The sequence below is a fragment of the Mangrovibacter phragmitis genome (genome assembly GCF_040429585.1).
Classification (GTDB): domain Bacteria; phylum Pseudomonadota; class Gammaproteobacteria; order Enterobacterales; family Enterobacteriaceae; genus Mangrovibacter; species Mangrovibacter phragmitis.
In genome coordinates this window covers 725078-748208 of record NZ_CP134782.1, presented here as the reverse complement: position 1 = coordinate 748208, position 23131 = coordinate 725078, and the positions used below count along the sequence as shown (strand labels likewise).

Sequence of the window (23131 nt, the reverse complement as noted above, 5' to 3'; positions counted from 1 at the left end):
TAAGCGGTGTGGCGAAGTAACCACTCTTAACAGGATATCCGGTTTTTTACGTACGTAAACTTTTTTATGTGCTCGCCGCCAGCCTGGATTCAGGCTCACGGGAAACATATCTGTCCATCTCAAGCCGGACATCGAGCATCATTAGCATGCCTTCAACAACGCCCTCCGCTTTCTGTAGCTTTTTACCGATATGACCATCAGAGCAGCCATGCTTGCGGGCCAGTGCCATAAACGTCATTCCCATCACGTAATAATCCACCAGCAGATCATGCAAATCGCGGTTGTTTTTGTTTAGCCTGGCGATGCACCCGCAGACAACCATGGCATCATCATCACAACATTGTGTCCGTGATTTTACCCTGGACGGAAGAAGTCCTTTAAATCCAGCGGCAATCGGTGACCAGGCAACATCTTCATGATTATTGGCTGCCCACGCTCCCCAGCGTTCTAATACCTGTTGGATGTCTCGCATTATGCCGCCTCTCTCTGCTTTTTATAAAAAACCTGCTCACGAACCTGATCACCGTTCATCAGCATGTCGTTGAAATCTCCGTTATCAGGCCAGCGGATGCTGACTTTAATGAGGTCATTTTTCGCCATGAGATTGGCGTGGGCACTCTCGAACGCAGCCGCCTGACCGGTGGCAGAGTATTTGTCCATATCAGCAAAAATAACCAAGTGTTTTACTCCTGCCGGCGCGCGGAATTTCTTCATGAAATTGCTGTTCATCACAGCCCAAGTATTAACGCCGTAGATCTGATAACAGGACAGCGCCGTTTCGATGCCCTCAGCTATCCCCAGTGTTGAAGAAACAGGAAACATGCGAATGGCAACAGAACGGGCATATTCGAGATAGTTGTCTTCTTGAAGGGATTTTTGCCGTTTGGCGCTTTCTCCCAGCGGTGCTTTTTGCTCACCCTCCAGTAAGGTGCGGTGGAGATAGCACAGCTCCCCTTTATCGTCTGTGGCGAGGGCGTAAAGAGCGTGGTAAACCCGGCCCGCGTGGCGCTGTCTTTCACAGAATTTAATCGCATCAGCGGGTAATTTGTTGATACCGCGCTGCCGCAGATATCCGGCACCCGGTGTGCCATACAATGGCAGCAGCTTCGCGAATTTGCTGATTGTGCGCTGGCGCAGCTTCGCGGCGGAACTGTGGGCAGGGATTTTTTCGCGCTGGTAGTCATTACCAATGAGCTGATCCACCTCGGCGCAGAGTGCCGAAAAGGTTTTATTAGTCTGCGTGGCTGAAAGCAACTTCATGCCGTCACCGCTGCCGCATACGCAGATCCATGTACCGGCACCATCGCGATCGTCTATACGGAACTTACCGCGCGCGCTGCATACAGGGCACTCTCCTTTGTAGTGATTTTTCCCGGTGACTGGTGGCAGGCCGTAATGCTCAAATATTTCGGACCAGCGGCCTTTCGCCGCTTCAGCTGTCTTCACTCTGTTCTTCTCCCCAGAATACTACGTATGTTAGCAACCTGATTTCTGGCGTTGATGATCCGGTTTGTGGTGTTGTCGGTGTGTTCATCCGGCTGGCCGCCAGACTTTTCACGCCCCCTGGCAAATTTGATAAGTTTGTGTTTGATGTAGTTGTTTACCTCAGGGGTAATTTCCATCGGAAAATCGTTCAATCCATTGGGCCATTCGTCGAATTTTTCGCGAAATGTATGTGCACACCATCCGTCACTGATGGGTTTGCCCATAGAAGTGCGCTGGCGTTGATAGAATTTGATCTGGCTCCACCAGGACTGTTTGTCCGATTTTGTGTAAACCTTTTCACCCTTTTTGAGCTGTTTGATATTCCGCTGGGTGTCGGTTTCCACATCCTCACCAACCAGCGGCTTAAAGCCGCATTTCGGGCAAACGTACACGGCTGCAGGCTTCATGAAATGGCATTCAGGGCATTCCTTCGGAAGCTTTTCCTCCCGATCCTCAGCCGTGCGGGAAGCGGCCTCTTTCATGCCATCGTTTTTGGATGGAAGGTCGTTGTACTCAATAGCATCAGGAAACCCCAGGCGGTGGACGGTGCCGCTATGATCGAAAATCAGACAGGCATCTTTTCCCGGGGCTGTACGAAGGCCGCGCCCCAGCGCCTGCAGCCAGCGAATTTCACTTTTCGTCGGACGGGCGTAGATGACGCAGCGAACATCACTGTCGAAGCCAGCTACCAGCACGCCGACGCTGACAATGATTTTTGTCGCGCCAGTTTCAAAACGATGGATTATCAACTGGCGTTCTGCGTGTGGTGTTTCAGCAACCATAACCTCAGCATTCACGCCTGCTTTGTTGAACTGTATCGTGACGTAATTGGCATGGGCCTTATTGACGCAGAACGCAACCGTCGGAAGGTCCCGGCCATTACGCAACCAGTTATCGACAATATCGCCCACCAGATCAGAGCCGCACATAATCTCCGCCAGCTGCGCTTCGTCGTAGTCGTTGCCATACTCCATCGATGCTTTAGTTTTAACGCCTTTCAGATCCGGCTTTGTTGGCGCGTAAAACTCGTAATTACTCAGATCGCCGCGCTGGATAAGCTCGCCGATAGTGGTCGGCTTTATCAGGCGCTGGTAGTAATTTCCCAGAAAAGGTGAAAACGGGGTTCCCGACAGGCCGATAACCTTCGCTTTGGTTTCCGAGGTGATCCGCTCAATTTCTTTCAGAATGCGGCGTTTGCGCAGGTGGGCCTCATCGATAATCAGCAGATCGATATCCTGCGGGAATTCCCGGCGGATCAGCGTGTCGGCGCTGGCAATCTGGATCTGCAGGCTGGGGTCATAGTTAGGATGGTCACGCCAGATAAAACTGATCTGGTCTTCCGGAAGGCCATATTGAGCAAAGCGCTGTGCAGTCTGATTGATCAGGATGGTATAAGGGGCGACAAACAGAACGCGCATACCACGGCTTACCAGACCAGCAGCAACAAAAGCAGCCAGCCCGGTTTTGCCGCTACCAGTCGGCATATACATCATGAAAGATTCATACGCCTTCCAGTCACGGCGCAGCATGTTGAGCGCGCGTTCCTGTGCAAAATTTGGTGTGATGTTCAGCATTATCAACCCCTTCACGTTTCACTCTTCCAGGAAAAACATTTCCCAGTTTCATACCCGCCTATCCGTGCACTACCTTGCTAGTACAACGGTGTTTTTGGGTTATATCTCTGAGATCAGCACCTACCTAACCAATGGAGCTGCCTTCTGGAAAAGGCCTATTCCCATCCCTCTCCGATCTCCCCCCTTACCCCCCTCTTACCTCTCCCTTATTCATGTACTAGCTATCTAGTACAATAAGACATAAAAAAGTAAGTAGGTGGTTCCAGCTTCATCAGCAGTTGACAGCGTTAAGCCAGACTGAAACCAGGCACCTTTAAGCCCGGTCTCGTCAGGTACGCTTTTGTGTTCCTGCCAGAGGTGGCTGGACCGTGTAGCCCTGAATTGCCCGCCCGTGTGTTTCAATGAACCTGCGAAGCCTCACATTGGCTTCATGCCTTGCCCTGTTCTCCTTGCGAAAAGAAACCGGTTCGGTGTCATATGTCTCTTGGTAAACCTCTGCGTACTTCTGCATTGCTTTTTGTCTTGCTGATGGTCTTAGCTGGTTCAGTTGCTCACGTATCCATTCACTATCTGCCTGGCAAAATGCAGAAGGTAAAAAGTCACGCTCCAGCCACATTTGAAACGTCGCCTCTCTGCGTGGGGAATGGCTTGATTTCTTCTGCCTCAACAGAGCCGTCATCATGCACAGTAACGAATATATTTCTTCTATATCTCAATGCTTTACTAACTGCACTTTGCCTGACGCCAAGCCTTATAGCAGCATTAACTTGCCCGACTTGTTCCGCAAATTCTTTTAGTGTGATTTTTTTCATAAGCTCCTCCTGTCAAGAATATAACCGCTAGTTCTTTTCATTGCAACACCGCCGGTTATTGATTAATATTCCTAGCGGTGATAATTTCCACTCATAAAGGAGATTTTTGATGAAAAAAAAACCGCTAACTGAAGAACAGTTACTTGATGCAGAAAGGCTTAAAGCGATTTATGACCGCAAGAAAAAAGAGCTAGGGCTTTCTCAGGAGTCACTGGCTGACAAGTTGGGGATCAGCCAGAGCGCTGTTGCACAGATCCTGTCTGGGAAAAATGCTCTTAACTTAAAGCGTGCTATTGAACTTGCAGGAATCCTTGATGTGAAAGTTGAGGAATTTAGCCCATCGTTATCCAATGAAGCTCAGCAATTGACAAAATCAAATGTGACATTTGCTGGTACCTATCAACCCGGGAACAGATATCCAGTTTTAAGCAGCGTTCAGGCGGGGGCATGGCGCGAGGCAGTTGAAGCGTACTCACTGAAGGATGTCGATCTTTGGTTGGAGTCAGACGCCCACATCCAGGGTAATGGCTTCTGGCTTTATGTCGAGGGGGACTCAATGACGGCTCCGTTGGGGCTTAGTATACCCGAGGGAACTTATGTTCTTTTCGATACTGGGCGCGAAGCTGTTAACGGTAGTCTGGTAATCGCCAAGCTTGAAGATTCAAATGAAGCCACCTTCAAGAAACTAGTTATCGACAGTGGTCAACGTTATCTGAAGGGGCTTAACCCGCAATGGCCTCTTGTTCCTGTGAATGGAAACTGTCGAATTATTGGCGTAGCTGTACAAACAAAAATGATGCTCGTTTGACGGTAAAAAATTTTAACAGGCCCGGTTATTCCGGGCTTTTTTTTGTCCAAAATTCGTTCATTAATGAGCAGAACAAGAAAAATAATATCAGACATATCATAAACATAACCGCTAATTCTAATTTTATATAACTTGCGGTGTTTACATAAAAAGAACTAGCGGTTATATTTATTTCAACGGCAAACAACGGAGCCAATGAAATGAATACAACTTCACAATCAAAACAAGCTAGTCTGGAATTTGATATTCACGCCAAGCTTAGATCAGCCAATTCTCATTGGTCTTATCTTTATGCTACACAACCTCATGATGAAGGTTGTAATTACCAATTTATAACAAATTTTGTCGATGGGATAGAATTTGCGGTTTACAAACGAATCGATAATTATTTTATTCTCGTTGATTTTTTCAAGTCATACGACGAAGCCTGTAAAGATGCTAAAGAAATCATTAACACTAACCCTGAAATAAAAATGATGCTCACAACCAATTAATAACCATTGGTTACCAAAATAATTAACACCTTAATCGGTGCGGGTCAACTCAACCTAAGGAAATAAAAATGTATAACGCACCAGCAGTCAACAAACCAATTAAAATGCCTCAAATACTAACTGATTCCGATAACATTTATGACTTTGGAAATAGAGTCAAAACTTGCAGGATGGATGGGGACTCAATGCAGCCAACTATCGAGCCTTGTGAAATTGTGGCTTTTGTCGATTGTGGCGGACATGTTCTCACACCCGGTGTCTATATTTTATCACGCGATGTTTTCGGTCATCGTTGTCTGTTCGTCAAACGTGTAGAGCCACTAACTGATGGTACATTGAAAATTATTTCAGACAACCACCGATACGAAACCTTCACGATTGATTCCAGTGAGCGGAAAAATACGCGCATTCATGGAATGGTTGTCGCATCTTTGGCAATAAGGCGTTTTATATGAAAAATAAATCAGCATTTAAAACCGCAAAATTAATGGCATTAAATGGCTACTGGGATATTGCCATTTTGTACCTGCGTAAAGCATACGGAAAATAAACATGCATAATTTAATTCTTATTTACCGCCACCGGATATTAAAAGCGGCATTACTCCGCCACCAGCGAAAAACAGGAAGCACCTGCATTGTTATCAGCCTCCCGAAGGGAGGAATAACAACACTGGAGCTTACAGAAATTGTTCTGGAAGGTCTTCTGGTCCGTTTCGAAAAAGAAATAACCAGAGAGTATGGAATCGCCGAAAAAAATAAGGCTATCCGTGAAATTTACCAGGATGCCGTTGACGTAAATGGTGGCGGCGAATTTCTCACTGAGAACGGAAAGATGATTGTTGATGAACTAGTGGCTGAGCTTGTCGTGTTCGTAAAGCGCCAAGCGATGCAAGGAGAAAAAGCATGACTACCAACTCCGCTTTCAAGGCCGCCGGTGCACGCCACTGCATTTGTCTGGTGACAGTATGCGTACCTACCAACTACACAGGGCGCGCCATTTCTGATTGTCTCATCAACCTGGATGACCATATAGCCACGCTGGATGGCTTTATGGGTCTGGCCCGGCAGCCCGGGTGGACTGTTACCCCCGTTACGGATTAGAGGAGGCTTCCTGTGGCACTGACAGCAATCCGAATCCCTGAGAGGGTTCACGAACAGGCGGCGCATGTTCTCCGCCAGTACCGAAAAGGCCGCGTCCATTCGCGCCGTATGCATGGCTCCGGAAACCTGAGTCTGAAGGTTAACCGCCGCTGGCGACTGCTGTCCCGGGACGGTGGCCAGCACTGGGAAGTGATGTCGCACGAACGCTACTCAAAAGTGAAGGACAGAAAATGACTGATAAACGCATCAAAGCCAGCGCCATTGGCCTGGCATTTCAGAAATACCACACGCCTGTCGGCGATTTGTTTGTTGCGGCACGTCACGGGCGCATAAAGAAATGCTTCAGCCGCGATACAGCGATCCGCTATCTGGCTTTTTTCATGACAACAGAAGCTTTCAGGCGTTCTGGTTTTGAGCAGCGTCACCCGGATGCGCGCGAAGTTCGTCCGGAAGGTGAAGTATGGGTGCGTGGCGGAGTGACGGTTAATTACTACCTCGCCCACCAGCGTACCGTTCGCCGGTTGCGCCGTATCATTTCCAGCAAACGTGAAGCGCAGAAGTGGCTGGCGAAATGGGATGCCATGCATGACCGCTATGTGAAAGAGCAGGCTGAGCTTCAGGCCAGTAAACCAACGGGGGTTCGCTGATGAATGACAACGATTTGGCACCGGAACCAACATCAACCGGTATTCGGTTGTCTGGAAACAGAGTTATTGGCTACTCCGCCGCTATCCGCGAGCTTGATAACGGCCGTTATGACAGGAACCTGTCGAAAGGCCTGGATATGTTGGCCTGCATAATGGAAGCGGTGGAAAGCAACTGGATTGTGCTCAGCATTGAAAAGCAAATCATTGTGTGGCGCTGGCTGGTCGTGTCCATATTCCTCTCAGAAGAGCAGGAGAAGAACGGTACCGTTAAGGTTCCGAACGATGAAGGCGGCATTGATACGGCCGTTATCTATTCCGGCGAAAGCGGGGCTATCAGCATCTATCCCGGGCCAGTTCGTTTTGCTCTCGCGAATCATGTTGAGTCCATCGCTATCGAAAAATACGGACGTGAAGAAGGGTTGCCGCTGGCGCTGCGCATGTATCAGGACATGGTGAAAGTTCATCCGGATAAAGGGTTCGCATTGTCAGCTTTTGGTCGGGAGAGCTTAAACATACTCCATGACAGCTTTATTGAGCAAATTCAGACCGACGGTATGCCAGACATGCCGGTTATGCACTAAGGGGAAAATGATGAATAAATTACCTGCAACTGAAAAACCCGGAATGAAACAATTCGACCTTCTTGCTTTGCACGAAAATAACGATAAGGCATCAATGACCAGCCAGGATATTGCAGACCTGGTAGGTAGTCGCCATGGTGATGTTAAACGCAGCATCGAAAGACTGTCTGAGCGTAACATTATCCAACGACCGCCATTGGCGTTTATCGAAAGAATCAATAACTTAGGTATTACCGTTAAGGATGAAGTTTATAGCTTTGGGGGTGAAAACGGCAAGCGTGACAGTATCGTGGTTGTGGCACAACTTCGCCCGGAACTCACTGCTCAGATTGTAGATCGCTGGCGTGAGCTCGAATCAGGCGAAGCCCTGCCGTATTCATATACACAGCAGTCGGTAATTAACCCTGACTTTGTAGCCCTGGCCCGTGCAGTTACAGAATCTACAGCGTCAGCAATGATGAAAACGATTCTGGAAACATCGGGTATCCAGGCTGTCGTCCACATCAATACTGCTGTTTCGGTTGAATCTGTTGCACCACAGAAACACTTCACTACCGAACCAACTAACACAGCTACTGAGTTTTTACCAGTGCACAAAGTGTCGTGGGAGACCGGCCTTTCCGACCCCTCCTGCCGACGCCTGATCCAGTTTGCCAACCTTCCCACCAGGCAACTGCCTGGTGTACGTGGCCTTTGCGTCCAGCGTGAAGCCTTTATCAATGCCTTTCAGACGATGCTGGAAGAGTCAACAAGCCCCAACGGTAAGCACAAGCGCTGGCAGCATCCTGAGTTTGGTGGTTTTGTGCTTCGCAAAGTGGTACCACCAGCAGACAAGGACCTCATGCCATGAAAATCGAATTCAACGATAAAGGCGCGGTGGCCACCGTGACTGTCACGAGTACCGTGTTCGAATTTAGACGCCATAAACGGGCAGTTGATACCGCCCTCTTACTGGCACCGGGAACCATCGCAAACCGGAGTGGATTTTTCCTGATGAAGACGGTTATCTCTGGCCCAACAGCGCGCGTCATCCGCGCCTATAAAAATGTTTTACGGGAGGCGGCACGATGAACACTAAACAAACCCGTCAACGAGATTGGTTGGAAAAAGTAGCCACTGCCGCTGAAAAGCTGGTGCGCTGCAAGGGCCGTTATCACAGTGAGCAGAATTACCGTGCACTGGCTGCGTTGTTTGGTACGACGGTGCCGGAATTATCTCCGCTTGAGAGCGAGCTGGTGGATTACCCAGAAACACTTCCCTGCCCTGTTCTGTTTGAACCAGGCATGCGGTTTGGTAAAGGCGTAAAAACCAGGCTGATGCTTAATTTCCTCCAGCGGCGTGCAGAGCGTTATGCAGAACTTGAGGCCATGACGCCAGAACAGCGCGCTGAGCATGATGCCGGGATGAACGAAATGCGTGAGATGCTGGGTGTTCCACCACTGCCAGTGCCAGGCTCAACAGGTGCAACAGATTTTCTGCCGCCGCCTCCGATGCCGACGGCAATACCTGTTCAGGCGACGGTTAACGATGTCACCTATGGTAAGCTGTTGACCATCACGCTACCAGACACAAGCTCAAAAGCATTCTGGAGCGGCTGCGGCAAAAGCGAGGTTTTCCATCCGGAGGCATATAAGCGCTGGGTAAAGGAAGCCATCGAGCGGGATTGCTGTATTGCTCGTATCGAAGTGAAGGTGAAATGATGAAGAAAATATTTATTGATACCGAAAATCTCGGTGATATCAGCACCTGCCTTGAGCAACTGGTTAACGCGGAACAGGCGCAGTTGAGCATCGAGCAGCAACTCGACCAATCAACCAGGCGGGGAAAAGCCGAAACAGCTTTGCGAGCAGTGAAAGCTAAGCGCCGGATCATTACTGCCCGCCTGGCGGTTCTGCGCCAGCAGGAGAAAGTGCGCAATATGCATAACCATGATCGGTACTTGATTGCAGAGCTTCGAAAAATCGTTACGCCATCCTCTTTTGAGCGTTGCGCTCGTCTGGCAACAGAAAAGATGGAAAACACGGCAAGTCAGCATGAATTTTGAAAGCCACCGGGCCACCAGCGTGGTCTGAGTGTGAGGTGAGTATGGTTGATATTGAAATGATTAATGAAAAAGAAGTAATGCAGATGATTAGGGTTTCTTCTCGTATGACTATCTGGAAGTACACCAAGCATCATAACTTCCCGAAGCCGATCCGCACCCACCCCAAACAGTATCTACAGTCTGAAGTGGAGGCGTGGATTTTAAACGGCGGCATTAACCAGAAATCTTCCTGATGTGCCAAAATATTTTTTCAGCGTACAACTCATAGGCGGCTTTCTGTTCAGCAATCCAGTCATGCTTGTTATAAACAGAAAGTACGCCGCCCAGTTCATGCCCCAGCATCTTTTCAATTACGTGCGGGGCGACACCTTCCTCCGACAACCTCGTAGCCATAGTACGCCTGAAATCATGCGCAGAAAACTTACCGATACCAAGTGAAGCTTCAATCCTGCCGAGATATCTGTTTGCACCAGCAATAGTCATGGATTTTTTCAGATTTGGTCCTGGAAAAAGAATATTCCCGTATGTCATTTCAGCCTTCTTAATCAAATCATCAGCCGCCCCGAATATTGGGCGCCGTATGATACGATTTGTTTTACTTTTCTCTGCTGGCACCGTCCAAATCCCTTCCTCTCTATCAAATTCATTAGAGATGGCCTGGCGTAGTTCGCTATTTCTTGCGGCATAAAGCATGAGCAACTGGTGAAGCAACTTGTTAGAGGTTGAGCCTCTGCTCCGCTCAATGGCCAGCCAGATCTTCGCCAGTTGGTTGTAGCTGAGAGTAACCTCACCGACTGCAGCTTTTATCCCGACATCTTTCGGCTGCAGTAACATAAGCTCCGCTGAGTTTATGAATTGCCTTCTGGTACACCATCCAATGGCAGAACGAAGTTGCACTAATAGTTGGCGGGCACGACGCGGATTAATACGTTCTTCTGCTGTGAAGCGTTCTACCCACAACCGGACGGGGATATCTTCAATCGGAACGCCAGAAAAGGCATTGCTCATGTGCTTGATGACTGTCGAACGGTAAAGAGCTCGTGTTTTTTCACGAAGCGCTACGTCAACATAGTTCTTCTCCCAGTAGTCCAGGCAGTCTTTAACAGTTGGCTTTTTTTGTGCTTTCCTGCCCACGGACAATGAGCGCGGATCAATTCCTTTATCGACGGACTCTCTTAAATCTGCAACCATGTTGCGGGCATCGCGAAGGGTTATAGCTGGGTAACGACCAAGCCCGAGGCGATGCTGTTTCCCGTCCCATCGAAAGCGGAACTGAAAGTTGATAATGCCCTTTGGCGTGATGCGTATACCGAGCCCATCAGAATCAGTAATTTCAGATGGACCGGAATATGGTTTACCATATATGGAACGAAGCTTAGTGTCACTGATCGCCATTTTAGTTTTTTGTACTCACTTATTTTATGGTTTATGTACTCAATTTGTACTCAATATGGCATGTACAAACGTAAACAACAATATTCAGATGAGTACAACAGCAATCACTTAAAGACAAATATAGCGATCAAAACACTTAAAATCAGTTACATACAACATCAGGCGTGTACATCAGGTGACAGTTAAAAACGATAGCATACATAGCACATTCCTCTTTCATGATTACGAAACCTTCGGCACGCACCCGGCGCTGGACAAGCCAGCGCAGTTCGCAGCAATACGCACAGACAGCGATTTCAACCCCATTGGTGAACCGGAAGTGTTCTTCTGCCAGCCAGCGGATGACTACCTGCCTCAACCCGGAGCAGTAATGGTTACCGGGATTACACCACAGCAGGCGCGGGAACAAGGTGAAAATGAAGCGCAATTCGCCCGGCGTATTCACGATATTTTCACCGTGCCAAAGACCTGTATTGTGGGCTACAACAATGTACGTTTTGATGATGAAGTCACCCGTAATATTTTCTACCGTAATTTTTATGACCCGTATGCCTGGAGCTGGCAAAACGGCAATTCACGCTGGGATTTGCTGGATGTGATGCGCGCCTGTTATGCCCTGCGCCCGGAAGGCATCAACTGGCCAGAGAATGAAGATGGGCTGCCCAGTTTCCGCCTGGAGCACCTGACTGTCGCCAATGGTATTGAACACAGTAATGCGCACGATGCCATGGCTGATGTCTGGGCAACTATCGCCATGGCACAACTGGTGAAAAAACATCAGCCACGGCTGTTTGATTACCTGTGGCAGTACCGCAGCAAGCAAAAGCTGATGACGCTGATTGATATTCCGAAAATGGCCCCTCTGGTACATGTTTCCGGTATGTTTGGTGCCAGCCGGGGTAATACCAGTTGGGTGGCGCCACTGGCATGGCACCCGGATAACCGCAACGCCGTAATTGTGGTGGACCTGGCCGCGGATGTTTCGCCACTGCTGGAACTGGATGCCGATACCCTGCGTGAGAGGTTATATACGCCGAAAGCAGAACTGGGCGATAACCTGCCTGTGCCGGTTAAACTGGTACACCTGAATAAATGCCCGGTACTGGCGCAGGCGCGTACATTACGCCCGGAAGATGCACAACGGCTGAATGTTGACCGGGAGTTGTGCCTGGCAAACCTGCGCCTGCTTCAGGCCAACCCGGACGTGCGGGAGAAAGTGGTGTTATTGTTTGCCGGAGCGGAGCCCTTTACTCCGCCAGAAAATGTTGATGCCCAACTCTACAACGGCTTTTTCAGTGATGCAGACCGTAATGGCATGAAGATTATTCAGGAAACCGAGCCGAAAAATTTACCGGCGCTGGATATTACTTTTGGCGACCCAAGAATTGAAAAACTGTTGTTTAACTACCGCGCGCGCAACTTCCCCGGCACACTGGATGAAGCCGAACAACAGCGCTGGCTGGCACATCGCCGCGAGGTATTCTCCCCAGAAAACCTGGAGAATTATGCCAGTGAGCTGGCACAACTCTGGCAACAGTACGAAGGCCAGACAGACAAACAGCAACTGCTGAAAGCACTCTACCAATATGTGCAGGAACTGGTGAACTGATAGTTCAGGCAGGGCAACTCGTAAACAATAACGGCCCCAGAGCAACAATTCTGGGGCCGTTTATTATTACAGTTGAGTCAGGTTAATCTCAGGCAATATCTTCGTATTGCGGCACTGGATTACGGAAGACACGGGTCACGCAGGCCAGATAAACCAGACCGGCTGCCGCCCAAATCAGGCCGAGGATCATAGAGCTTTCTTCCAGATTTACCCACAGCGCCCCAACAGTAAGCGCACCCAGTACAGGCAGAACCAGGTACTGGAAGTGGTCTTTCAGTGTCTTGTTGCGTTTTTCACGGATCCAGAACTGTGAAATAACCGACAGGTTAACAAAGGTAAACGCCACCAGCGCACCAAAGTTAATTAACGCGGTTGCGGTTTCCAGATCGAATTTAATCGCTAAAAGTGCAATGGCGCCCACTAACAGGACGTTCATTGCCGGTGTACGCCATACCGGGTGAAGGTAACCGAAGAAGCGCGAAGGGAATGCGCCATCACGCCCCATCACATACATCAGGCGAGAAACCCCGGCATGCGCGGCCATTCCCGATGCCAGTACGGTCACCGTAGAGAACACAACCACACCAAACTGGAAGCCTTTACCAGCAACTGCCAGCATAATATCTGGCTGTGTCGCCTCTTCAGCGATACGCGGGAACCACAGCTGCAGGAAGTAAGACACCACGATAAACACCACACCGCCAATCAGCGCAGTCAGAAAAATCGCTTTCGGAATGACGCGGTCAGCATCTTTGGTTTCTTCAGACAGTGAACTGATACCGTCGAAGCCCAGGAAAGAGAAGCACAGAATCGTGGCGCCGGTAATCATGGGCACTACGTGCGCATTGCTATTCCAGAAAGGCTGGCTACTTGCCAGTGTACCTGCCCCCTGGCCGTGGAATACACCATAAATTAATACCCCGGTGATTACCGCCATCAGCGACAGTTGGAGCGTGACAATCACAGTATTAAAGTTAGCGACAGCCTTAATACTGCGCAGGTTGGATATCGTCATAAAACCGACCAACAGCACAACAAAAATCCAGGAAGGAATACTGGGCACCAGCGCTTCAAAATAGATCTTCGCCAGCAGGATGTTGATCATCGGCATAAACAGATAATCCAGCAGTGAAGACCAGCCCACCATGAACCCAACCACCGGGCTGATAGACTTTTGCGCATAGGTATAGGCACTGCCCGCAGATGGGAAGCGGCGCACCAGTTTGCCATAGCTCAGCGCAGTAAACAGAATAGCAATTAATGCAAAGGCATAAGCCGTGGCGACGTGACCATCGGTTTTCGCCGATACGATACCAAACGTATCAAACAGGGTCATAGGCTGCATATACGCCAGACCCATCATAATTACAGGGATCAGGGTAAGCGTTTTACGCAAGCCCACACGAGGGGTTGCACCTGGAGTGACGTTATGCGACATGAGCGTTACCTCTTACGGCGTGAACCATCGCAAAAGCAATAAATTGCCCCATATTGGTATCCTTGAGCGACACGACGGTCGAAATCTGAAAGTGACTATCTATCCGGAACGAAGCCCGGCCTCTTATTTAAACGGAGTGTTTTTTTATGCAAAAAATAACCGACGTGAAAGAAACGTCGGTTAATCATCTTTTTACAGGGCGCGTATTCTGCACATTGCGGAGTGTAAAATCAAGCTGACCAGGTACTGATATGAATGAAAGCGCACATTCAGTTCAGGGATGTGTTTCTCGGGTTACAGCCCCGCTGCCAATACAACTGTAACACAATGATAATAAATGGCTTTAAAAGCTCTTAAGATTACTCTACCGGCATAACAAACGGGTCCGGCCAGAGGTATTCAAACCCCAGTTCATTGCAAATCCGGTTTCCGTCTACTTTCTTGCCACCAGGTTGCCCCGGTTCATCAGTAAATACCGGCCCGGCCACACCCAGCTTTTCAGCCATCATGGGGTAATACTCGCGTTTGGTTGGGTGCGAGGGTGCGCAGAGGTTATAGATATGCCCACCTTTAGGGGCCTGCAATAACAGGCTGATTGCCGCCACCACATCTTCCAGATGCACCAGATTTACCACATTGTTGCCACCTGATACCGTTTTCCCGGCCAGAAAACGACCTGGGTGACGTTGTGGCCCCACCAGGCCTGCGAGGCGTAAGATGTCCACCGAAGTCCCGGGCAAATTATGCAACCAGCGTTCAAGCTCCTGTAACGCCTTGCCACTTGCCGTAGACGGGTTTAACGGCGTGCTTTCTTTAACACTGCCATCAACTTCGCCGTATACCGAAGTTGAGCTGGTTAACAAAATACGGGGTACATGGCGCGCCAGAGCACTGTCTACCAGTTCCTGGACTGCCCTGAGGTAGAAATTATCCCCCGTTCCTGTTCGCCGGGCTGGTAACGTAATGACCAGCGCATCGACATCCAGTAATTCATCCAGCGCATCGTTATCGCAGGTTAATTCAGGCTCAAGTTGGAGTTTGCAGCAACTGACACCACACATGCGCGCTGCTTCCACGCCATCCTGTGATGTTTTACTGCCCTTCACTTCCCACCCTTGCGCCATAAGTGACAATGCCAAAGGCATTCCCAGCCAGCCCAGACCAACAATGGCGACCTTTTTCATGCCTGCTCTCCTTAACGGTGTTCACATCTTAGGTATTAATCAGGGTTTTCCTGATAAGCCCACCAGCTTGTTGTGCAATGTTACCACTGAGCCAGTTACCCGGCTCATATTGCTTAACTCCCCTGCCAGCTTAATCCTGCCCGTTGGCTTAATCCTGCCGTTGGATTAATCATAGTACTACGCTACGCCTGTCTCCGGTTACCAACAATGTCAGGATGAAAATGAAAGTTCTTAATCTTGTAAAAAAAGGGCTTGCGTTCAGCCCTTAACCTGGTTTACGGTAAGAACCACTTAATGAATAGTCATTCATACAGAGAATTTTATGAAAAGCGTTCAATTTAAACACCACCATCATCACCATCATCCTGACTAGTCTTTCAGGCGATGTGTGCTGGAAGACATTCAGATCTTCCAGTGGTGCATGAACGCAATGAAAAGCCCCCGGAAGGTCGCACTTCCGGGGGCTTTTTTATTACGTTTTTCGGGCAGAGTTAAACAGGTTAAGAGGTAACAACATAATGTTAGATAATTCACGTTTACGCATAGCTATTCAAAAATCAGGCCGTTTAAGTGATGATTCACGCGAACTGCTCGCCCGTTGCGGCATTAAAGTGAATCTGCACACACAACGCCTGATAGCGCTGGCTGAGAATATGCCTGTCGATATTCTGCGTGTACGCGATGACGATATCCCGGGCCTGATTATGGATGGCGTTGTTGACCTGGGGATTATTGGTGAGAATGTGCTGGAAGAAGAACTGCTGACTCGCCGGGCACAAGGTGAAGACCCACGTTACTTCACACTGCGCCGCCTCGATTTCGGTGGTTGCCGCCTCTCACTGGCCCTGCCGGTTGATGAAGCCTGGGATGGCCCGGCTGCCCTGAATAACAAACGTATCGCCACTTCTTATCCGCACCTGCTCAAACGTTATCTCGACCAAAAAAACATTCAGTTCAAATCCTGTTTACTGAATGGTTCCGTTGAAGTTGCTCCGCGAGCCGGCCTTGCTGATGCGATTTGTGACCTCGTGTCTACCGGGGCGACGCTTGAAGCAAACGGCCTGCGTGAAGTGGAAGTGATTTACCGCTCCAAAGCCTGCCTGATTCAGCGTGATGGCGAAATGGACAGCGCCAAACAACAGTTAATTGACCGCCTGATGACCCGTATTCAGGGTGTGATTCAGGCTCGTGAATCCAAGTACATCATGATGCATGCGCCAAGCGACCGTCTGGAAGAAGTGATTGCCCTGCTGCCAGGTGCTGAGCGCCCCACCATTCTGCCGCTGGCTGGTGACAAACAACGTGTTGCTATGCACATGGTCAGCAGCGAAACCCTGTTCTGGGAAACCATGGAAAAACTGAAAGTGCTGGGTGCCAGCTCCATTCTCGTCCTGCCCATTGAAAAAATGATGGAGTAATGACCATGAGCCGCTTCGATACCCTGATTGACTGGAATACGTGCGATGCTGAACAACAGCGCGCACTGTTGATGCGCCCGGCAATTTCTGCCTCTGACAGCATCACCCGCACCGTGAGCGAAATCCTCGATAACGTCAAAAATCGTGGTGATGAAGCCTTGCGCGAATACAGCGCCCGCTTTGACAAAACCGCCGTCAGTGAATTACGCGTCAGCGAAGCTGAGATTGATGCTGCAGTGGCACGCCTGGGCGATGACGTTAAACAGGCAATGGCTGTAGCGGTCAAAAACATTGAAACCTTCCACCGTGCCCAGCAACTGGCAACGGTAGATATCGAAACATTGCCAGGCGTGCGTTGCCAGCAAGTCACCCGCCCGGTTGCGGCGGTTGGCCTCTACATTCCTGGTGGTTCAGCGCCCCTGTTTTCAACAGTATTAATGCTGGCAACCCCGGCACGTATTGCCGGTTGCCGCCGTGTGGTGTTGTGTTCCCCGCCGCCAATTGCTGATGAAATACTCTATGCTGCGCGCCTGTGTGGGGTGAAAGAAGTCTTCCAGGCCGGTGGGGCGCAGGCCATTGCCGCGCTGGCATTCGGTACCGAAACTGTGCCTGCGGTGGATAAAATTTTTGGCCCGGGCAACGCGTTTGTTACCGAAGCCAAACGCCAGGTCAGCCAACGGCTTGATGGTGCAGCCATTGATATGCCTGCCGGGCCTTCAGAAGTGCTGGTGATTGCCGACAGCGGCGCCAACCCGGATTTTGTTGCCTCTGACCTGCTTTCTCAGGCAGAACACGGCCCGGATTCACAAGTCATTTTGCTGACACCCGACCGTGATATCGCAAGCCGTGTGGCGCAAGCGGTTGAGCGCCAGTTGGCTGAATTGCCGCGGGCAGAAACTGCACGCCAGGCGTTGTCTGCAAGCCGCCTGATTGTAGCGCGCGACCTTGCCCAGTGCGTGGAAATATCCAATTTATATGGCCCGGAACATTTAATTATTCAAACCCGCGAAGCACGCAGCCTGGTTAATGACATCACCAGCGCCGGTTCAGTATTCCTGGGCGACTGGTCACCAGAATCTGCCGGCGATTATGCATCCGGAACCAACCATGTGTTGCCCACATACGGTTATACCGCCACCTGCTCAAGCCTTGGCCTGGCAGATTTTCAAAAACGTATGACAGTGCAGGAACTGTCGCCGCAAGGGTTTGCCAGCCTGGCGCAAACCATTGAAACGCTTGCCGCAGCGGAACAATTAACCGCACACAAAAATGCCGTGACATTGCGTGTTGCCGCACTGGCGCAAAACAACAAACAGGGTTGAGGGAAACACAATGAGCAGCAAGTCTATTGAAGCACTGGCACGCGAAAATGTTCGCCAGTTAACACCTTACCAGTCAGCCCGCCGCTTAGGTGGCAAAGGTGATGTCTGGCTGAATGCCAACGAATACCCTACAGCGGTACCTTTCGAACTGACTCAGCAAACCCTGAACCGTTACCCGGAATGCCAACCTGAAGCGGTTATCACCCGCTATGCCGCTTACGCCGGGCTGAATAAAGACCAGGTTCTGGTTAACCGCGGAGCCGATGAAGGTATTGAACTGGTGGTGCGGGCATTTTGTGAACCCGGCCAGGACGCCATTATGATTTGCCCACCCACCTATGGCATGTACAGTGTGAGTGCGGAAACCATTGGTGTGGAATGCCGCAAAGTTCCGGCCCTCGCCAACTGGCAGCTTGACCTGCCCGCCATGCAGGCACAACTGGATGGCGTGAAAGTGGTGTTTGTGTGCAGCCCGAACAACCCGACCGGCCAGGTGATTAACCCGGAAGACCTGAAATCGCTGCTGGAAATGACCCGTGACCGCGCCATTGTGGTTGCCGATGAAGCCTATATTGAGTTTTGCCCACAAGCCACTCTGACCTCCTGGTTAAAGGATTACCCACACCTGGTTGTGCTGCGCACTCTGTCAAAAGCATTTGCTCTGGCCGGGTTACGCTGCGGCTTTACGCTCGCCAACAAACCGGTTATCGACCTGCTGTTAAAAGTTATTGCGCCTTATCCTCTGAGCACGCCGGTTGCTGATATTGCAGCCCAGGCATTAAGTGAAGCGGGTTTAACCGCCATGCGTGGCCGGGTGGCAGAAATTTTACGCAACCGGCGCGAACTGGTCAGTGCATTGCAGGCGCTGCCTGGCGTGGAACAGGTCTACCCTTCTGACACAAACTATGTGTTATTCAAGTTAAGTGAGTGCAGTGTTGTCTTTAAATCCCTGTGGGATCAAGGCATTATTTTACGTGACCAGAGTAAACAACCTGGTCTTGGCGGTTGCCTGCGCATCACCATTGGCACTGAAGCAGAATGCCAGCGTGTTGTGGCCGCACTGTACGCATTGTCAGCCAGCATCACAGCGGAGTAAGTATGAGCCAGAAGTATCTTTTTATTGACCGGGACGGCACCCTGATTACCGAACCGCCGGAAGATTTCCAGGTGGACAGCTATGCCAAACTCGCCTTTGAACCCGGCGTTATTCCCGCGCTGCTGCAACTGCAAAAAGCGGGCTGGCAGTTAGTGATGGTCACCAACCAGGATGGCCTTGGTACCAGCAGCTACCCACAGGCAGACTTCGATGGCCCGCACAACCTGATGATGCAGGTTCTCAGCTCACAGGGTGTGAATTTCGAAGAAGTTCTTATCTGCCCTCATTTCCAGCAGGACAACTGCGCCTGCCGTAAACCCAAAACCGGCCTGGTCGAAAAATACCTGTCTCGCGGGGTAATGGATGCCGCCAACAGCTATGTGATTGGTGACCGCGCAACCGATATCGCACTGGCGAACAATATGGGTATTCAGGGGCTGCAATATGCGCCAGATAACCTCAACTGGGCCGATATCTGCACCAAACTTACCCAGCGCGACCGCTACGCGCGGGTTGAGCGTAATACCCGGGAAACCCAAATTGACGTACAAGTGTGGCTGGACCGCGAAGGTGAAAGCACCATTAACACTGGCGTGGGTTTCTTCGACCATATGCTGGACCAGATTGCCACCCACGGCGGGTTCCGTTTATCCGTTAAAGTCCATGGCGACCTGCACATTGACGACCACCACACCGTTGAAGATACCGGCCTGGCCTTAGGTGAAGCACTGCGTGTGGCACTGGGCGACAAACGTGGTATTGCGCGCTTTGGTTTCGTGCTGCCCATGGATGAATGCCTGGCGCGCTGCGCAATGGATATTTCTGGCCGCCCGCACCTGGAATATAAAGCTGAGTTCAATTATCAGCGCGTGGGCGACCTGAGCACCGAGATGGTCGAGCACTTCTTCCGTTCGCTCTCTTATACCATGGGCGTGACACTGCACCTGAAAACCAAAGGTAAAAATGATCACCACCGCGTTGAAAGCCTGTTCAAAGCCTTTGGCCGCACACTGCGCCAGGCCATTCGCGTGGAAGGGGATGCACTGCCTTCGTCAAAAGGAGTGTTGTAATGAATGTCGTCATTATTGATACCGGGTGTGCCAACCTGTCGTCTGTACGCTCTGCGGTACAACGCCTGGGTTATGAGCCTGCCATCAGTAAAGATGCAGATGTTATCCGCCAGGCGGATAAACTGATCCTGCCCGGCGTGGGCACGGCTCAGGCTGCCATGGATCAGTTACGTGAACGCGACCTGGTGGAACTGGTGAAAACCGCCACTCAACCCTTGCTGGGGGTTTGCCTGGGTATGCAGCTACTCGGTACCGCCAGTGATGAAAATAACGGCGTGGAAACTCTGGGGCTGGTTGACCAGCCGGTACTTAAAATGAAGGATGCTGGCTTGCCCTTGCCTCACATGGGCTGGAACAAGGTTTACCCTAAAGCCGGTGGCCGTCTGTTTCGTGGCATCGAACCGGGTGCCTGGTTTTACTTTGTTCACAGTTATGCGATGCCCGTATGCGCCAACACCATTGCACAATGCAGTTACGGCGAAGCCTTCACCGCCGCCGTGCAAAAAGACAACTTCTTCGGCGTGCAGTTTCACCCCGAACGTTCTGGTTCCGCCGGTGCGCAGTTGCTGAAAAACTTTCTGGAGATGTAAGCGAGATGATTATTCCCGCACTGGATTTAATTGATGGCAAAGTGGTTCGCCTGCATCAGGGCGATTACGGGCAGCAGCGCGACTACGGCAGCGATCCACTGCCCCGCCTGCAGGCTTACGCGGGTATGGGTGCGCAAGTGTTGCACCTGGTTGATTTAACCGGCGCGAAAGACCCGGCAAAACGCCAGATTCCTTTACTGCAAAACCTGCTGGCAGGTGTTGATGTTCCGGTTCAGGTTGGTGGTGGTGTGCGCAGCGAAGATGATGTAGCCGCCCTGCTGGACGCTGGCGCAACCCGGGTAGTGGTAGGCTCAACCGCCGTAAAATCCCCAGAAACGGTTGAGCAATGGTTCACTAAATTCGGCGCTGATGCGCTGGTGCTGGCTCTGGATGTGCGCATTGACGGCCAGGGTAACAAGCAGGTTGCGGTCAGTGGCTGGCAGGAAACCTCTGGCCAGTCTCTGGAGAATGTTGTCGAGCGCTTTCTGCCTTTTGGCCTGAAACATGTACTGTGCACCGATATTTCCCGTGACGGTACCCTGGCAGGTTCTAATGTCGGCCTGTACCGTGATGTGTGCGCACATTACCCGCAAGTGGCCTTTCAGGCCTCTGGCGGCATTGGCAGCCTGGCAGATATCGCCGCTTTGCGCGGCAGTGGTGTGGAAGGTGTGATTGTTGGCCGCGCCCTGCTGGAAGGTAAATTTACCGTAACGGAGGCAATCGAATGCTGGCAAAACGGATAATACCCTGCCTGGACGTACGAGACGGCCAGGTCGTAAAAGGTGTGCAGTTCCGCAACCATGAAATTATTGGCGATATCGTTCCCCTGGCCCAGCGCTATGCAGCCGAAGGCGCAGATGAGCTGGTTTTTTATGATATCACCGCCTCCAGTGATGGCCGTGTGGTCGATAAAAGCTGGGTAGCCAAAGTTGCAGAAGTCATCGACATCCCATTTTGTGTGGCTGGCGGCATTAAGTCGTTGGAAGACGCGGCACGGATTCTGTCGTTCGGGGCGGATAAAATTTCGATTAACTCCCCGGCACTGGCAGACCCGACGCTGATTACTCGCCTGGCAGACCGCTTTGGCGTTCAGTGTATTGTGGTGGGTGTGGACACCTGGTTTGACAGTGAAACCGGGAAATACCATGTTAACCAGTATACTGGCGATGAAAGCCGTACCCGCGTCACCCAATGGGAAACGCTTGACTGGGTGCAGGAAGTGCAACAACGCGGTGCCGGCGAAATAGTCCTGAATATGATGAATCAGGATGGTGTGCGTAATGGCTATGACCTGGTTCAGTTGAAAAAAGTGCGTGAGGTCTGCCATGTTCCGCTGATTGCTTCTGGCGGTGCTGGCACAATGGAACATTTCCTCGAGGCATTTCGTGACGCTAACGTGGATGGTGCGCTCGCCGCCTCCGTGTTTCATAAGCAGTTAATCAATATTGGTGAACTGAAAGCGTATCTGGCGCAGCAAGGTGTGGAGATTCGAGTGTGTTAACAGAACAACAACGTGCGCAACTGGACTGGGAAAAAACCGATGGCCTGTTACCGGTTATCGTGCAACACGCCGTATCCGGTGAAGTCCTGATGCTGGGTTATATGAATCAGGAAGCTCTGGCGCAAACAGAGCAAAATGGCAAAGTGACTTTCTGGTCACGCACCAAACAACGGTTGTGGACCAAAGGCGAAACCTCCGGCCATTTTCTCAATGTGGTCAGTATTACCGCTGACTGCGACAACGACACCCTGCTGGTAATGGCTAACCCCATTGGCCCCACCTGCCACAAAGGGACTTCCAGTTGTTTTGGTGATACCCACCATCAGTGGCATTTCCTGTACGAACTGGAAAGCCTGCTGGCAGAGCGCAAACACGCGGACCCGGCCAGTTCTTACACGGCAAAACTTTATGCCAGCGGCACCAAACGCATTGCCCAGAAAGTGGGTGAAGAAGGTGTGGAAACCGCACTGGCCGCCACCGTGCATGATAAACATGAACTGACGAATGAGGCATCTGACCTGATGTACCATTTACTGGTTCTGTTGCAGGATCAGGAACTGGATTTAGGCACGGTGATTGATAACCTGAAATCACGGCATAAATAATTCCTGCTGTTTTCCATGCTCCCATAAAACGCCGCAACTGCGGCGTTTTATTTGGCTTAATATACCGCGCAGCAAAAAACGTACTGAACCCAGGTGTTGGTGTTAATCATACTGTTAACAACATAATAATCACTAAAATGCGCCGCTATAATTATTCAGTGCCAGCATTTGGTATTAAAAATACGCCCCCCTGGCAGCACACCTCCTTGCAGGTTTGCGGGCAAACTTATTATTTTTACTGATAAACAACTATAGAAATAGCGTGTTTACCCCATTTTCTTCCTGCCTTACTCTTCCCAACATTCATGAGCGCAATTATCAGGGAAAGATCAGGTGGCGCACACATCCCAGAAGC

Annotated in this window: 29 protein-coding genes, 3 pseudogenes and 1 other annotated feature; of the genes and pseudogenes, 24 read left to right on the top strand and 8 right to left on the bottom strand. The window is 50.6% G+C overall.

All coding sequences use genetic code 11. The annotated features are described in order from the left end of the window. Positions 1–64: 64 nt before the first annotated feature. The 5 genes from MPHASIOC01_RS03475 to MPHASIOC01_RS03455 all read right to left on the bottom strand — a co-directional run bounded on the left by MPHASIOC01_RS03475 (position 65) and on the right by MPHASIOC01_RS03455 (position 3871). Positions 65–472 (bottom strand): antiterminator Q family protein, encoded by a 408-nt coding sequence (locus tag MPHASIOC01_RS03475; protein WP_353613939.1) that lies wholly within the window; start codon positions 470–472, stop codon positions 65–67. After that, positions 472–1446 carry a toprim domain-containing protein gene (locus MPHASIOC01_RS03470; protein ID WP_353613938.1) on the bottom strand — a complete coding sequence of 325 codons (975 nt, stop codon included), beginning with the start codon at positions 1444–1446 and terminating at the stop codon, positions 472–474. The genes MPHASIOC01_RS03475 and MPHASIOC01_RS03470 overlap by 1 nt, the downstream gene beginning before the upstream one ends. After that, a complete protein-coding gene (locus MPHASIOC01_RS03465; RefSeq protein WP_405027764.1) occupies positions 1443–3014 on the bottom strand; it encodes a DEAD/DEAH box helicase in 1572 nt (523 codons plus the stop codon). The genes MPHASIOC01_RS03470 and MPHASIOC01_RS03465 overlap by 4 nt, the downstream gene beginning before the upstream one ends. A gap of 373 nt (positions 3015–3387) precedes the next feature. Further along, positions 3388–3675: a hypothetical protein gene (locus MPHASIOC01_RS03460; RefSeq protein ID WP_353613936.1), complete on the bottom strand. Its 288-nt coding sequence runs from the start codon at positions 3673–3675 to the stop codon at positions 3388–3390. After that, the gene (locus tag MPHASIOC01_RS03455; protein WP_353613935.1) at positions 3659–3871 is read right to left on the bottom strand and encodes a Cro/CI family transcriptional regulator; all 213 of its coding nucleotides are present in this window, start codon (positions 3869–3871) and stop codon (positions 3659–3661) included. Before MPHASIOC01_RS03455 ends, MPHASIOC01_RS03460 begins: the two co-directional genes overlap by 17 nt. Positions 3872–3977: 106 nt before the next feature. Between MPHASIOC01_RS03455 and MPHASIOC01_RS03450 the strand changes: the two genes are divergently transcribed. From MPHASIOC01_RS03450 to MPHASIOC01_RS03385, 14 genes and pseudogenes are all read left to right on the top strand, one after another. Then, positions 3978–4679: a LexA family transcriptional regulator gene (locus MPHASIOC01_RS03450; protein WP_353613934.1), complete on the top strand. Its 702-nt coding sequence runs from the start codon at positions 3978–3980 to the stop codon at positions 4677–4679. 200 nt (positions 4680–4879) lie between these two features. After that, positions 4880–5173 carry a hypothetical protein gene (locus MPHASIOC01_RS03445; RefSeq protein WP_353613933.1) on the top strand — a complete coding sequence of 98 codons (294 nt, stop codon included), beginning with the start codon at positions 4880–4882 and terminating at the stop codon, positions 5171–5173. 68 nt (positions 5174–5241) lie between these two features. Beyond that, complete coding sequence (locus MPHASIOC01_RS03440) at positions 5242–5628, top strand: S24 family peptidase (RefSeq protein WP_353613932.1); 387 nt, start codon at positions 5242–5244, stop codon at positions 5626–5628. A 97-nt stretch (positions 5629–5725) separates the two neighbouring features. Further along, the gene (locus MPHASIOC01_RS03435; protein ID WP_353613931.1) at positions 5726–6082 is read left to right on the top strand and encodes a hypothetical protein; all 357 of its coding nucleotides are present in this window, start codon (positions 5726–5728) and stop codon (positions 6080–6082) included. Beyond that, entirely contained in the window at positions 6079–6276 is a 198-nt protein-coding gene (locus tag MPHASIOC01_RS03430; RefSeq protein WP_353613930.1) for a hypothetical protein, read from the top strand. Before MPHASIOC01_RS03435 ends, MPHASIOC01_RS03430 begins: the two co-directional genes overlap by 4 nt. 230 nt (positions 6277–6506) lie before the next feature. After that, a complete protein-coding gene (locus MPHASIOC01_RS03425; RefSeq protein WP_353613929.1) occupies positions 6507–6923 on the top strand; it encodes a hypothetical protein in 417 nt (138 codons plus the stop codon). Beyond that, entirely contained in the window at positions 6923–7504 is a 582-nt protein-coding gene (locus MPHASIOC01_RS03420; protein ID WP_353613928.1) for a hypothetical protein, read from the top strand. The genes MPHASIOC01_RS03425 and MPHASIOC01_RS03420 overlap by 1 nt, the downstream gene beginning before the upstream one ends. A 43-nt stretch (positions 7505–7547) precedes the next feature. Beyond that, positions 7548–8354 (top strand): transcriptional regulator, encoded by an 807-nt coding sequence (locus tag MPHASIOC01_RS03415; protein WP_405027763.1) that lies wholly within the window; start codon positions 7548–7550, stop codon positions 8352–8354. Further along, positions 8351–8575 (top strand): hypothetical protein, encoded by a 225-nt coding sequence (locus tag MPHASIOC01_RS03410; protein ID WP_353613926.1) that lies wholly within the window; start codon positions 8351–8353, stop codon positions 8573–8575. Before MPHASIOC01_RS03415 ends, MPHASIOC01_RS03410 begins: the two co-directional genes overlap by 4 nt. A 23-nt stretch (positions 8576–8598) precedes the next feature. Beyond that, positions 8599–8754: pseudogene (locus MPHASIOC01_RS03405) on the top strand (ead/Ea22-like family protein); the annotation flags it as partial. Beyond that, positions 8743–8934 (top strand): annotated as a pseudogene (locus tag MPHASIOC01_RS03400) (hypothetical protein); the annotation flags it as partial. The pseudogenes MPHASIOC01_RS03405 and MPHASIOC01_RS03400, both read left to right, overlap by 12 nt. A 93-nt stretch (positions 8935–9027) precedes the next feature. Next, a pseudogene (locus MPHASIOC01_RS03395) lies at positions 9028–9204 on the top strand (ATPase); the annotation flags it as partial. Then, entirely contained in the window at positions 9201–9548 is a 348-nt protein-coding gene (locus MPHASIOC01_RS03390) for a hypothetical protein (protein ID WP_353613925.1), read from the top strand. The pseudogene MPHASIOC01_RS03395 and the gene MPHASIOC01_RS03390, both read left to right, overlap by 4 nt. Before the next feature lie 41 nt (positions 9549–9589). Next, complete coding sequence (locus MPHASIOC01_RS03385) at positions 9590–9781, top strand: AlpA family phage regulatory protein (RefSeq protein WP_353613924.1); 192 nt, start codon at positions 9590–9592, stop codon at positions 9779–9781. On the opposite strand, the gene MPHASIOC01_RS03380 is transcribed toward MPHASIOC01_RS03385, so the two are convergent. After that, entirely contained in the window at positions 9762–10943 is a 1182-nt protein-coding gene (locus MPHASIOC01_RS03380; RefSeq protein ID WP_353613923.1) for an integrase arm-type DNA-binding domain-containing protein, read from the bottom strand. The genes MPHASIOC01_RS03385 and MPHASIOC01_RS03380 overlap by 20 nt on opposite strands. A gap of 175 nt (positions 10944–11118) precedes the next feature. Here MPHASIOC01_RS03380 and sbcB point away from each other — a divergent pair, with 175 nt between their 5' ends. Continuing rightward, a complete protein-coding gene (gene sbcB / locus MPHASIOC01_RS03375) occupies positions 11119–12552 on the top strand; it encodes an exodeoxyribonuclease I (protein WP_353613922.1) in 1434 nt (477 codons plus the stop codon). A gap of 88 nt (positions 12553–12640) precedes the next feature. On the opposite strand, the gene MPHASIOC01_RS03370 is transcribed toward sbcB, so the two are convergent. Both MPHASIOC01_RS03370 and MPHASIOC01_RS03365 read right to left on the bottom strand, forming a co-directional pair. Beyond that, positions 12641–13990 (bottom strand): APC family permease, encoded by a 1350-nt coding sequence (locus MPHASIOC01_RS03370; RefSeq protein ID WP_064600160.1) that lies wholly within the window; start codon positions 13988–13990, stop codon positions 12641–12643. Positions 13991–14349: 359 nt separating this feature from the next. Continuing rightward, positions 14350–15174, bottom strand: coding sequence for an SDR family oxidoreductase (locus MPHASIOC01_RS03365; RefSeq protein WP_353613921.1), 825 nt, complete (start codon positions 15172–15174; stop codon positions 14350–14352). Between the two features lie 322 nt (positions 15175–15496). On the opposite strand from MPHASIOC01_RS03365, the gene hisL reads away from it, so the two are divergent. From hisL to hisIE, 9 genes are all read left to right on the top strand, one after another. Next, the gene (gene hisL / locus MPHASIOC01_RS03360; RefSeq protein ID WP_110025554.1) at positions 15497–15547 is read left to right on the top strand and encodes a his operon leader peptide; all 51 of its coding nucleotides are present in this window, start codon (positions 15497–15499) and stop codon (positions 15545–15547) included. Then, positions 15523–15647: a sequence feature (His leader region), on the top strand. It overlaps the preceding gene by 25 nt. A gap of 45 nt (positions 15648–15692) precedes the next feature. Then, positions 15693–16592 carry an ATP phosphoribosyltransferase gene (hisG, locus tag MPHASIOC01_RS03355; RefSeq protein ID WP_064600154.1) on the top strand — a complete coding sequence of 300 codons (900 nt, stop codon included), beginning with the start codon at positions 15693–15695 and terminating at the stop codon, positions 16590–16592. A 5-nt stretch (positions 16593–16597) separates the two neighbouring features. Then, positions 16598–17914 (top strand): histidinol dehydrogenase, encoded by a 1317-nt coding sequence (gene hisD, locus MPHASIOC01_RS03350; RefSeq protein ID WP_353613920.1) that lies wholly within the window; start codon positions 16598–16600, stop codon positions 17912–17914. 10 nt (positions 17915–17924) lie between these two features. Continuing rightward, on the top strand, positions 17925–19010 hold the full coding sequence (gene hisC, locus MPHASIOC01_RS03345; protein WP_064600150.1) for a histidinol-phosphate transaminase: 1086 nt from the start codon (positions 17925–17927) through the stop codon (positions 19008–19010). Between the two features lie 2 nt (positions 19011–19012). Beyond that, positions 19013–20080, top strand: coding sequence for a bifunctional histidinol-phosphatase/imidazoleglycerol-phosphate dehydratase HisB (gene hisB, locus MPHASIOC01_RS03340; RefSeq protein WP_353613919.1), 1068 nt, complete (start codon positions 19013–19015; stop codon positions 20078–20080). Next, entirely contained in the window at positions 20080–20670 is a 591-nt protein-coding gene (hisH, locus tag MPHASIOC01_RS03335; RefSeq protein ID WP_353613918.1) for an imidazole glycerol phosphate synthase subunit HisH, read from the top strand. Before hisB ends, hisH begins: the two co-directional genes overlap by 1 nt. Positions 20671–20675: 5 nt before the next feature. Continuing rightward, entirely contained in the window at positions 20676–21413 is a 738-nt protein-coding gene (gene hisA / locus MPHASIOC01_RS03330; RefSeq protein ID WP_353613917.1) for a 1-(5-phosphoribosyl)-5-[(5-phosphoribosylamino)methylideneamino]imidazole-4-carboxamide isomerase, read from the top strand. After that, positions 21395–22171, top strand: coding sequence for an imidazole glycerol phosphate synthase subunit HisF (hisF, locus tag MPHASIOC01_RS03325; protein ID WP_064600142.1), 777 nt, complete (start codon positions 21395–21397; stop codon positions 22169–22171). Before hisA ends, hisF begins: the two co-directional genes overlap by 19 nt. Then, entirely contained in the window at positions 22165–22776 is a 612-nt protein-coding gene (gene hisIE / locus MPHASIOC01_RS03320; RefSeq protein ID WP_036107974.1) for a bifunctional phosphoribosyl-AMP cyclohydrolase/phosphoribosyl-ATP diphosphatase HisIE, read from the top strand. Before hisF ends, hisIE begins: the two co-directional genes overlap by 7 nt. Positions 22777–23131: the final 355 nt, after the last annotated feature.